The sequence below is a fragment of the Mycobacterium sp. genome (genome assembly GCF_052145595.1).
Lineage (GTDB): Bacteria > Actinomycetota > Actinomycetes > Mycobacteriales > Mycobacteriaceae > Mycobacterium.
Window position 1 is genome coordinate 30,053 of the sequence record NZ_JBKQOI010000120.1, and the last position, 10,792, is coordinate 40,844.

Here is a 10,792-nt window from a genome sequence, read left to right on the forward strand (position 1 = left end):
GAGCGTTGAGCTACGGGGCGCTAACGGGGCGATCCTGCGGCCGGGTTCAGTAATGCTACCGAAAATCAACTTCGTGAACGCTTTTCGCGTACCCATCAGGCTCCCGAGCGTTTGTGTTCTTGTATACACTAGCCGTGTTGTGCTTGTATACGACTACTTGCACAACAGAGAGCGCTGGATTCCGCGGACGAGGTCGGTCCCTTTTCGCGAGCAGTTCGGCCCGACCGTGCAGACGATAAGTCAACCTTCGAGAGGGGACTAGCGATGGAAGCCGACGATCTGATCCTGATCAGCGTGGACGACCACATCAGCGAACCCGCTGACATGTTCGAGAACCACGTGCCGGAGAAATACAAGGAATTCGCGCCGCGTGTGGTCGCCGAAGCCAACGGAACACAGCAGTGGTACTACGGGAACATCCGCGGCCGCAACCTCGGCCTCAACGCCGTGGCAGGCAAGCCGAAAGAGATGTACAACCTCGACGCCTCGCGCTACGACGACATGCGGCCGGGCTGTTACGACGTGCACGAGCGGGTGCGCGACATGAATGCCGGTGGCACGCTCGCTGGGTTGAACTTCCCGAACTTCACCGGGTTCTCGGGCCAAGTGCTCAACCAGGGGCCCGATCGCGAGATCAACACCATCATGATCAAGGCGTACAACGACTGGCACGTCGACGAGTGGTGCGGCGCCTACCCCGGCCGCTTCATTCCGGCTGGCCTGCTCCCGCTATACGACGTCGAGGAGGCCGCCAAGGAGCTCCGCCGACTGGCAAGCAAGGGTTGTCACGCGGCGGTGTTCTCGGAGAACCCCGAGGCGCTGAACATGCCGAGCATCCACAGCGACGCATGGGATCCACTGTTTAAGGCGGCGTCCGACGAGGGCACCGTGATGTGCTGCCACCTCGGTTCCTCCTCCCGCACGCCCCAACTCACACCCGACGCCCCTCCGAACGCAGTGATGGCCGCCGCGCCGATCATGACAATGTTCACCATGCTGGATCTGATTTGGGCCGACTTCTGGGGCAAGTTCCCCGACCTGAAGTTTTCGCTCACCGAGGGTGACATCGGCTGGATCCCGTTCTTCCTCTGGAAATCCGAGCACGTCCTGGAGCGCCAGAGCGGCTGGACCAAACACAAGATGCCACCGGGCTACGACACGCCGACCGATGTCTTCAAGCGCCACATCCTGTCCTGCTTCATCAACGACCAGGTCGGGCCGCATCTGCTGGACTGGTTCAACATCGACCACGTCTTCTGGGAGTCCGACTACCCGCATTCCGACAGCGAGTGGCCGAATTCACCCGAGCAGGCGATTAGGACGCTCGGCCACCTCTCTGACGAAGTCATCAACAAGATCACGCACGAAAATGCCATCGCTGCATATCAATTCGATCCGTTCAAGTATCTCCCGAAGGAGCAGTGCACCGCGGGTGCGCTTCGGGCGCTGGCCACCGATGTCAACACCGTAACGATCGCAGGTCGGGAAGCCGATCAGCGAGACATCGACATGTGGAACAAATCCGAGTGGGCGACCAACAAGAAGAAATGAGCCGCCCATCTGAGCAACGGGGCGAAAAGGAATAGATATACGTGACGGCAGACGCTGCCTCCCAGGAGGTGTTCGATCGCTTCGACTCTGAGTGGATTGACCGCGACAACGTCGAGTTCTATCGCGGTCTCTTACGCCGGCAATTGCTCGTCAACCGTTGCGGGGACTGCACCAAGTGGTACCAACCCCCTTGGCCGACGTGCCCGTACTGCTGGTCGGCCAATGTGGTGCCGACCGAAGTGAGCGGCGCCGGTGTAATCGAAACCTTCACGCTCGCACCGAAATCCGAACACGCACTAGCGGTCATCTCGCTGGCCGAACAGGACGACTTACGGGCGTCGGGCTTGATCATCGACATTGCGCCGATAGAGCTGACGATCGGAGCAGCAGTCGAACTTGTCTGGCTGGAACGCGACGGCAAACCGGTCCCGGCCTTTCGGCCCGCATGAGAAGCGACGAGTAGATTGGGGCACCAACCGGTATGACGCGACGCTACCCAGCACGCGATCAGGTCGCCATCGTGGGCATCGGAACCACCCCCTTTTCAAGGGATTCCGGGCGCAGCGAGCTATCACTCGTAGTCGAGGCTTGCCAAAACGCCATCAAGGATGCCGGCCTGACCCGAGACGACATCGACGGCCTCTCCGGCGACATCTTTCGCAACGAGATCGTGCAAAGCGCCCTGGGAATTCCGGAGGCTGGCTGGTCGGTCAGCTGTCTGACCGCGTTCAACATCCAGATGACCAACGCCATGATGGCGGTCGCTTCGGGCGTATGCGAAACCGTCCTGGTGCACCACTCGATGTACCGGACGCCGATGTTGTCGGCGTCGGCCGCCAAGGACCCCTTTCGCAAGCGCGCCGGGACGTTCATCAGTACCCGGCGCCCGCAAAGTCATTGGCCGGACAGCATCGCCGGCGAGGCGTCGGTATACGCTCCATGGGCCCGGAAATACTTCGACACCTACAAAGCGCGCCCCGAACATCTGGGCTATATCGCCGTCAACGCCAGAAGTAACGCCCAGATGAACGACCATGCGGCGGTGCGTGATTCGCTGACGATCGACGACTACCTGAGTGCTCCGATGCTCTGGGATCCGCTACGGATGCTCGACATGGAGTTTCCGGTGGATGGTGCCGATGCCTTCGTCGTAACGACCGCCGAGCGGGCGCGGGACCTCCCGCATCGTCCGGTGCTCATCCACGCCGCGGTGGCGGGCCAGACCGATCGCACCGCCGAGGAGAACCTGCGCGACGTCGACCACTCGAGCCAAAAAGTGGTCAGCCAGCGGTTATGGGACGTCAGCGAGCTAACGATCGACGACGTCGACGTCTACTACCCTTTCGACGGATTCACCATCACCACGCTGAAGTGGATCGAAGACATCGGCTACTGCGGTCGCGGTGAGGCGGGCCAGTTCCTCGACGACCACTGGGATGGCGCGTCGGGGCGGATTGTCATCAACGGACGAGTACCGATAAATACGCACGGCGGCAACATGTCTGAGGGAGCATCACAAGGCAGCGGCCACATCCGCGAGGCGGTGCAGCAGCTTCGGGGTGATGCGGGGCAACGCCAAGTGCAGGGCGCCCGTGTGGCGCTGGCGACCCTTGGTGGCTTCTTCTTCACGCCTGGCGGTTTGATTCTGCGGGCCGCGGAATGACACTATGGCGATAACTGCGAGAATGATCATTTCCGCCGATCCACGATGCGAGAGGAATTGACGATGTCTGGGCCACTGGAAGGGCTTCGAGTCATCGACTGCACGTCGGGGATGGCCGGACCCAAGGCGGCCGGAATACTCGCGGATTACGGGGCAGACGTCATCTGGGTCGAACCGCCCGGTGGCGATCCGTTTCGCCGTGAACTCAACGTCGCCTATTCGGTGTTCAACCGAAGTAAACGCAGCATCGCCCTAGACCTCAAGGAAGCCACCGATCGGCAGACGGTGCACGAGCTGCTGGCCACCGCGGACGTCTTTATCCAGAGCTGGCGGCCGGGGGTCGCCGAGAGTCTTGGTCTGGGTTACAGCGCAGTGCATGAACGCAACCCAGCACTGGTGTACTGCTCGATATCGGGTTTCGGCGCCGAGGGGGAGCATCGCAACCTCCCGGGTTACGAGGCCCTCGTGCACGCGCTGTTGGGCACCATGGGCGACCAGGCGGGCTTTCGGGACGGGCCGATCTTCGTGGGCGTGCCGTCGGCCAGCTCGGGCGCGGCATACTTGGGTCTCATCGGTATCCTCGCGTCGTTGTACCGCCGGCAGAGCGACGGGTGGGGACGCCACGTGGAAACGTCGCTTCTCGACGGCATGATCGCCTACGTCTCGCAGAGCTGGGGCTACAGTGCACGCAATAAAGAGCGCTACCGCACCGGCGGCACCCGCTTCTACATCAAAACTCTTCGGTGCGCCGACGACGAGTACATCGGAGTGCACACTGCGGCCAGGGGCGCGTTCGATCGGCTGATGACGCTGGTCGGCATCGCCGACAGGGTGCGTCCAGTGGACGGCTCGGAGGCCAGCACGCCCTTAACGCCGGCCGAAGAGACGGCCCTAGCGGAAATACCCGATATCTTCGAAACGCAGCCACGCAAGGTATGGCTTGAGCGGTTGATCGAAGCCAATATCTGTGCAATTCCCGTACTGCGGCCGACTGAGGTGTTCGACGAACCCCAGGCCGTCCACAACGCGATGGTCGCAGAGGTCGCCGACCCGACGCTGGGGACGGTGCAGCAGATCGCACCGCCGATCAAGCACGGACGCACTCCCGCTGTTGTCGGCGCCGGGGCGCCGACCGCCGGGCAGCACACCGAGGAAATCCTGGCCGAACTGAAATCGGCGCCGCCGCCCGTGGTCGCTGAGCTTGGTCCGATCGACCAGCGACCCCTCCTGGAAGGTCTGAAAGTGCTCGACATCGGGCACTGGTTCGCCGGTCCGTACGCGTCGCGATTGCTCGCCGACCTGGGGGCGGACGTCATCAAGGTTGAGCCTCCGATTGGTGATCCAATGCGGGGTCTGGAACGTCCGTTCAGTAGCGCGCAGGCCGGCAAGCGGGCGCTCGGAGTCAACTTCACCCACCCGGAGGTCGGCGATATCCGCAACGGGTTGATCGAATGGGCGGATGTGGTGCACCACAATCTGCGGCCTGGCGTGGCCGAGCGCCTCGGGATGGGTTACGAGCAGGTAAGACATCTGAACCCCGAGGTGGTTTACCTGCACGCGACGGGCTGGGGCATCGACGGGCCCGACGTCAACAGACAGAGCCTGGCCCCGTTGATGGCGGGCTACGTTGGCGCGGACTACGAGGCCGCCGGGCTCTTCAATCCGCCGGTCGATCCCGTGGCCAACGAGGACTCCGGGGGTGGGCTTCTCGGGGCGGTCGGCGCGCTGATGGCGTTGTTCAATCGAGGACGAACCGGTCGCGGTCAGTTCCTCGACTCACCGCACTTCCACTCGGCGATGGAGGACGTGTGCCACATCGTGCGCCGGTCGTCTGACGGAAGTGTGCTGGGGGCCGGCAGTCTCGATACGTTGCAAACGGGAGTGGGCCCGCTGCACCGGCTGTATGAGACGGCTGACGGCTGGATCTGTGTGGTGGCGATCAAGGAGCAGGACATCGAGGCGTTGGGTCGAGTGCTCGACGTCGACATCCTCGGCGACCATCGATTCAGCACATCGGAACTGCGCGAGGCGAACTACTACGAACTCGAGGATGAGCTCGTCGGACGGTTCCTGTCCCGTTCCACGGCCGACCTGATCGGCGCGCTGAGCGCCGCGGGAGTACCGGTCGCCGAGCCCGTGTACGAGAACAACCGGCGTTTCATGGACGATCCGCAACAGCTTCGGCTAGGGCGGGTCGGTGAGTTCGACCATCCGCGTTACGGGAAGACACGCCAGCCCGGGGCATTGATTCGATTCGAGGGTGCGTCGGTGCCTCCGCTTCGCCGTGCTCCTGAACTGGGTGAGCACACCGACGAGGTCTTGGCGGCCCTCGGCATCGCGCCCGAGGACGTGGCTCGGCTACGGGACGCCGAGGCGATCCGATGACGGCGTCGGACATGACGAGGCAAATTGCCGAGCCGAATCTTCAGCGAGAGGAAGAACATTGAGCACCGAGACCGTAGCCGAGAAGATCTGGGTCAACTCCGGCGATGCGCACGTCCTAGAGCCGTCCGACCTGTGGAGTGAGCGGATGACGGCCGACATGGCTGCGCGCATGCCGCGCAGCGAAAAGGTCGATGAGCGCACTGAAATCCTGCACGTGGATGGCCGGTCCTTCGAGCGCAAGATCGGGCGCAACCCCACCATGACCAAGGAAGAGCTAGAGGCGGCAGGGGCCTGGGTCGAGGGATCGGCGCACCGGCAGGAGGGGATGACCTTCACCGAGATGGGTGGGTTCGACCGCCCGCCGGGCGCCTGGGACCTCGATCTGCGTTTGAAAGACCTCGATCACGAGGGCATCTGGGGCGAGATCGTCTATCCGTCGATCGGTCTGTGGAACGGTTTGATCAAGGATCCGGTGCTCTACCGCGAGGGCGTGCGGGTGCTGAACGACTGGCTCAAGGAAACCTTCATCGACAAAACCTCGCGGTCAATTCCGGCTGCGGAGATCTCGACCCGGTCGGTCGAAGATGCCGTCGCCGAGACGATCCGCGCGGCCAACCTGGGTTTCAAGGCGATCAGCTTGCCCTCCGGTCTCGACGACGACGGCATCGGCAATTGGAATTACGATGTCTGGGAACCGCTTTGGGCGACGGCTGAAGAGATCGGCATGGTGCTCGGAATCCATATCGGATCCGACGCCAAGGAGCCCGATGGCGGCTCACCCGGTTCTGTCTACCACGGTCCCGGCGGTGCGATCATCAACTGGGTCGAGACGGTGTTCGGGGGCCAGCGCGCCACCACCATGCTGGTGGCGTCCGGCGCGCTCGACCGCCACCCGAACTTGAAGGTGATTGTCTCCGAGGGTGGCGCGACCTGGGTACCGTTCATCGCCGACCGAATGGACGAGGCCTATCGACAACACGGAATCTATGTGCGGCCCAAGCTGTCTCGGCTTCCGAGCGAAATTATCTACGACCAGGTGTACGCCTCATTCCAACATGACAAATCCGCGGTGCAGGCCTATCTCGCGATGGGCTACGAGAAGGTCATGTGGGGCAGTGATTATCCGCACCTGGAGGGCACGTTCGGCCATACCCAACAGGTGATCCATCAACTGTTCGGCAACATCGACGAGAAGGCCGCGTACCAGATGACGCGCGGCAACTTCCTCGACCTGTTCCCGAGCGTCGGTGAACCGAAATTCGCGGCGTAGGCACGGTGACGATCACGAGCGGACCCGCCGCGCTTCTGAAGCACACCGATCGACTCTTCATCGGCGGCGAATGGCTCGCCCCCTCGTCGGGTGACCGGATCCAGGTAAGCGACTCGACGACCGAGGAGATCTTCCTCGAGGTGGCCGAGGCCAAGGCCGACGATATGGGGCGGGCCGTCGCGGCGGCGCGTGAGGCCTTCGACCACGGCCCCTGGCCGGGCATGACCCATGCCGAACGCGCCGTTTTCATGCGGCGCATCGCCGATGGTCTGTTGGCCCGGGGCGAGGACATAGGCCAGATCTGGCCGCGAGAAACCGGCGCATTGCACTCGATCGCGACCGCCGCGGGTCGAGACGGATTCGACATCTTCTCCTATTACGCCGGTCAGGCCGAGACATTTGCGTGGATCAAGCCGATGAAGCCGACCTTCGGCGAGTCGGGCTTGTTGATTCGCGAGCCCGTCGGCGTGGTGGGAGCCATCATCCCGTGGAACTCGCCGATGCGCTTGATCGGGTACAAGGTCGCTCCCGCACTGATCGCCGGGTGCACGGTTGTGCTGAAGGCATCGCCCGAGGCGCCCGGGGAGGCCTACGTGTTCGCCGAGGCCGTCGAGGCCGCTGGACTGCCGCCGGGTGTTGTGAACGTGGTGACGGCCGATCGTGCGGTGTCGGAGCTTCTGGTGCGCGACCCGCGTGTCGACAAAATCACCTTCACCGGCTCGACCGCGGCAGGTCGCACGATCGGGTCGATCTGCGGTGGGCGAGTGGCGCGATGCACCCTGGAACTGGGTGGGAAGTCCGCGGCGGTGATCCTCAACGACATCGACATCGCTAAAACCGCAACGCATCTCACTCGCCAGGAATGCCTGCTGTCAGGTCAGTCCTGTTCGTCACTGACGCGCGTTATCGTGCCCCGGCGACGCCACGACGAGATGGTGGAGGCCCTGGCCGAGGAGTTTCGCCGCGTCCGGGTGGGAGATCCGTTCGATCCAGCATCACAGCTGGGACCGCTGGTTTCCGAGCGCCAGCGCGCGCGCGTCGAGTACTACCTCGCCAAGGGGCGTCAAGCGGGCGCCGTGGTCGCGGCCGGAGGCGGGCGACCCGAGCACCTGCCGCGTGGCTATTACGTCGAGCCCACGGTGTTCGGCAACGTCGACAATTCTTCGACGATCGCCCAGGAAGAGATCTTCGGCCCGGTCCTCACCGTCATACCGGCGGACGACGAGGACCATGCCGTGGAACTCGCGAACGACACGATCTACGGACTCAATGCGTCGGTGTTTACCGACGACCTGGAGCGTGCGGTTGACGTCGCGGGACGGCTAAGGTCGGGAACGGTGGGCCACAACGCCTTTCGAACCGACTTCGGGATCGCCTTTGGCGGCTTCAAGCAGTCCGGCATCGGCCGCGAGGGCGGCACCGAGGGCCTGTTGCCGTTCCTGGAGACCAAAACCGTGATCCTCAAGGGTCCGTCCGCGAAATTGCCATAGCCTCATTCACGGAATCTGGTTGCCCAGCACCAAGGTGCCGGCCGCCGCGAAGTACGCGGCGACTCCGTGCGCGACGCTGATGCGAGCTCCATTGACTTGCGCCGGCGCGGTTCCACGTAACTGTCGGACGGATTCCTGGATCGCGAACATCCCGTACATCCCGGTGTGCGCGTAGGACAGGCCACCGCCGTTGGTGTTCATTGGCAGTCGTCCGCCAGGAGCGGTGTTGCCAGACGCGATGAACTGTCCGGCTTCGCCACGGCCAACGAAGCCGAGATCCTCGAGGCCGTAGATCGGGTTGTGCGCGAAGGCGTCATAGATCATCAGGTGATCGACATCGCCGTGCGTGATGTCCGCCTCCGCGAAGGCATTCGCGCTGGACACCCGGAACGCCTTCGACGTCGTCATGTCCTGCATCTGGGAGATCATCGGAGTCTCGGCAGACTCGCCAGTACCGAGCACATAGACCGGGGGATAGGCGAGATCCATGTCACGCGCCCGCTCTACGGTCGTCATGACCAGCGCGCCGCCGCCATCGGCCACCAGACAGCAATGCAGCCGGTGCATCGGCCAGGCGATCACACGAGAATCCAGTACGTCCCCGACAGTGATGGGATCACGGGCCAGAGCCCGGGGATTCATTGCCGCCCATTGTCGTTGGACGACCGGCACCGCTGCCAGCTGCTCGTGCGTCAGGCCGAAGTCCTTCATGTACCGCAGGACCCCGAGAGGGAATAAGGTCGCGGCGCCCATCGGGCCGTACGGCATCTCGAATTGAGCCCACGGCGAGGTGCGATCGAGACCGATGCCTGGGACACCTACGCCCGATCGTCCCGACTCCCCGTGGGTGATCAGGACAACCTCACACATGCCGGCCGCGAGCGCCGCGGCCGCATGGCGAACCAGCATCATGAAGGCACCGCCGCCCACGGACGTGCTGTCGATCCAGCGAGGGGTGAGTCCGAGGTAGTGGGATATCACCACGGGGCTTACCGGAGTGATGTTGACGCTGCCAGTGGTGGCGACACCGTCGATGTCGTGCGGATCTATTCCGCAGTCCGCCACAGCATTTCGCGCGGCGTCGAGATGCAAGCCGAGTACCGACATATCGGGGATCTTGCCGAGCCGGGTAGTTTCGGCGGCACCGACGATGGCGGCCACACCACGAATTCCCATCAGCGAGCGCCCGCGGGCCGGAACTGCGGAATCGATACGTCGCCTCGTCGCTCGAACGTGACTTCCAGCTGCATATCGAGAATCAGCTTCTCCGGCACGTTTTCGACCTCGACGATATTGGACAGCAAACGGGGACCCTCCTCGAGCTGCACCAGGGCGATCGCATAGGGGGCATCGAAACCCGCAGCCGGCCGGTGGCTGATGACGTACGAGTGCAAAGTGGCGCGACCGCTCACGGCGTTCCACTCGACGTCTTGAGACCAACATCGGGGGCACAGCGGCCGGGGCGGGAAGTAGAACTCGCAGCACTGCCCGCACCGCTGGAGGCGTAGCTCGCCCTCGGCGCACCCCTGCCAGAACCCTGCGGTCTCGGGGGTGGGCAGCGGTTCGAATTTGACTGTGTCAGAGGACATCGTGTTCTCCGTGGATACAGCGAGGGAAGCGCGGCTCGCTCTGTTGTGCAATCAGGACGACACCTTTCGGATCAGACCGAGTTGGTTGCTCGAGGGCACCACTCAGTATCGCCGCGAAGTTGACTCGCGGGTCGCTAGACGGGCATTATGAGTACACGTATACAAGAGTACTAGAGGACCCTGACGCACCGACGGGGTCTTGACAAGGCACCTGTTCGACAAGGGGTGAGGCACCGCGTGGCGACGATCACCGACGAAGCGCTGGCACAGTTGCGCGCGAAGGTGGGCACACCACGGCTCACCCGCGAGGAACCGACGCTCGAAGAGGCCACCAAGGACGCGATACGGCACTGGGCGCGTGCGATCGGCGACCGCGATCCACGATGGACCGACGAGGAGTGCGCGCGGAGCACTCCAGCGGGCGGAATCATCGCACCGCCGAGCATGATTTACGGCTTCTCACTTGAGGCCATCGGAGACCGAAGCGGATTGCCCGGGGTGCACTCGTTTTTCGGCGGCGCCGAACACGAGTGGTACCTACCCATCCGGCGCGGCGACCGCATCGACGTGTCGGTGAAACTGTTAGACGTCGCCATCCGGCACGGGGAGTTCGCCGGCCGCTCGGTGAAGCAAACGTCAGAAGTGCTCTTCACCAATCAGAACGGCGAAATCGTCGCGAAATCCATGCCGTGGGGCATCCGGACCGAACGAGGCGCGGGGAGCAAAGGGTCCAAGCACAAGGACCTCACGCCTGCACAGTATTCCGATGACGAGATAGCCCGTATTGCGCAGTGCTACGCCGAGGAACCGGCGAAAATCCGGGGCGCAAAGCCGCGGTACTGGG

General features: G+C 63.4%; 9 protein-coding genes. 7 read left to right on the top strand and 2 right to left on the bottom strand.

Annotated elements, in window-relative coordinates; all coding sequences use genetic code 11:
* Positions 1-264 precede the first annotated feature (264 nt).
* The 6 genes from ACLP4W_RS10635 to ACLP4W_RS10660 all read left to right on the top strand — a co-directional run bounded on the left by ACLP4W_RS10635 (position 265) and on the right by ACLP4W_RS10660 (position 8,359).
* Positions 265-1,551, top strand: coding sequence for an amidohydrolase family protein (locus ACLP4W_RS10635; RefSeq protein WP_442386091.1), 1,287 nt, complete (start codon positions 265-267; stop codon positions 1,549-1,551).
* Between the two features lie 41 nt (positions 1,552-1,592).
* Positions 1,593-2,000, top strand: a complete 408-nt coding sequence (locus ACLP4W_RS10640) for a Zn-ribbon domain-containing OB-fold protein (RefSeq protein ID WP_442386092.1) — start codon at positions 1,593-1,595, stop codon at positions 1,998-2,000.
* Positions 2,001-2,032: 32 nt separating this feature from the next.
* Positions 2,033-3,214, top strand: a complete 1,182-nt coding sequence (locus ACLP4W_RS10645) for a thiolase family protein (RefSeq protein WP_442386093.1) — start codon at positions 2,033-2,035, stop codon at positions 3,212-3,214.
* A gap of 63 nt (positions 3,215-3,277) precedes the next feature.
* Positions 3,278-5,599: a CaiB/BaiF CoA transferase family protein gene (locus ACLP4W_RS10650; RefSeq protein ID WP_442386094.1), complete on the top strand. Its 2,322-nt coding sequence runs from the start codon at positions 3,278-3,280 to the stop codon at positions 5,597-5,599.
* A 58-nt stretch (positions 5,600-5,657) separates the two neighbouring features.
* Positions 5,658-6,869, top strand: a complete 1,212-nt coding sequence (locus ACLP4W_RS10655; RefSeq protein ID WP_324439670.1) for an amidohydrolase family protein — start codon at positions 5,658-5,660, stop codon at positions 6,867-6,869.
* A 5-nt stretch (positions 6,870-6,874) separates the two neighbouring features.
* The gene (locus ACLP4W_RS10660; RefSeq protein ID WP_442386095.1) at positions 6,875-8,359 is read left to right on the top strand and encodes an aldehyde dehydrogenase; all 1,485 of its coding nucleotides are present in this window, start codon (positions 6,875-6,877) and stop codon (positions 8,357-8,359) included.
* Positions 8,360-8,365: 6 nt separating this feature from the next.
* Here ACLP4W_RS10660 and ACLP4W_RS10665 read toward each other — a convergent pair whose 3' ends face one another.
* The gene (locus ACLP4W_RS10665; RefSeq protein WP_324439673.1) at positions 8,366-9,535 is read right to left on the bottom strand and encodes a thiolase C-terminal domain-containing protein; all 1,170 of its coding nucleotides are present in this window, start codon (positions 9,533-9,535) and stop codon (positions 8,366-8,368) included.
* Positions 9,535-9,948, bottom strand: a complete 414-nt coding sequence (locus tag ACLP4W_RS10670; protein WP_442386096.1) for a Zn-ribbon domain-containing OB-fold protein — start codon at positions 9,946-9,948, stop codon at positions 9,535-9,537. Before ACLP4W_RS10670 ends, ACLP4W_RS10665 begins: the two co-directional genes overlap by 1 nt.
* 237 nt (positions 9,949-10,185) lie before the next feature.
* Between ACLP4W_RS10670 and ACLP4W_RS10675 the strand changes: the two genes are divergently transcribed.
* On the top strand, positions 10,186-10,792 hold a 607-nt coding region (locus tag ACLP4W_RS10675), incomplete at its 3' end, for an FAS1-like dehydratase domain-containing protein (protein ID WP_442386097.1).

What these genes read in the sequence shown, in the direction of transcription:
- ACLP4W_RS10645 (WP_442386093.1), top strand. Translation starts at nt 2,033, where the DNA reads ATGACGCGACGCTACCCAGCACGCGATCAGGTCGCCATCGTGGGCATC.
- ACLP4W_RS10670 (WP_442386096.1), bottom strand. Translation starts at nt 9,948, where the DNA reads ATGTCCTCTGACACAGTCAAATTCGAACCGCTGCCCACCCCCGAGACC.
- ACLP4W_RS10650 (WP_442386094.1), top strand. Translation starts at nt 3,278, where the DNA reads ATGTCTGGGCCACTGGAAGGGCTTCGAGTCATCGACTGCACGTCGGGG.
- ACLP4W_RS10665 (WP_324439673.1), bottom strand. Translation starts at nt 9,535, where the DNA reads ATGGGAATTCGTGGTGTGGCCGCCATCGTCGGTGCCGCCGAAACTACC.
- ACLP4W_RS10635 (WP_442386091.1), top strand. Translation starts at nt 265, where the DNA reads ATGGAAGCCGACGATCTGATCCTGATCAGCGTGGACGACCACATCAGC.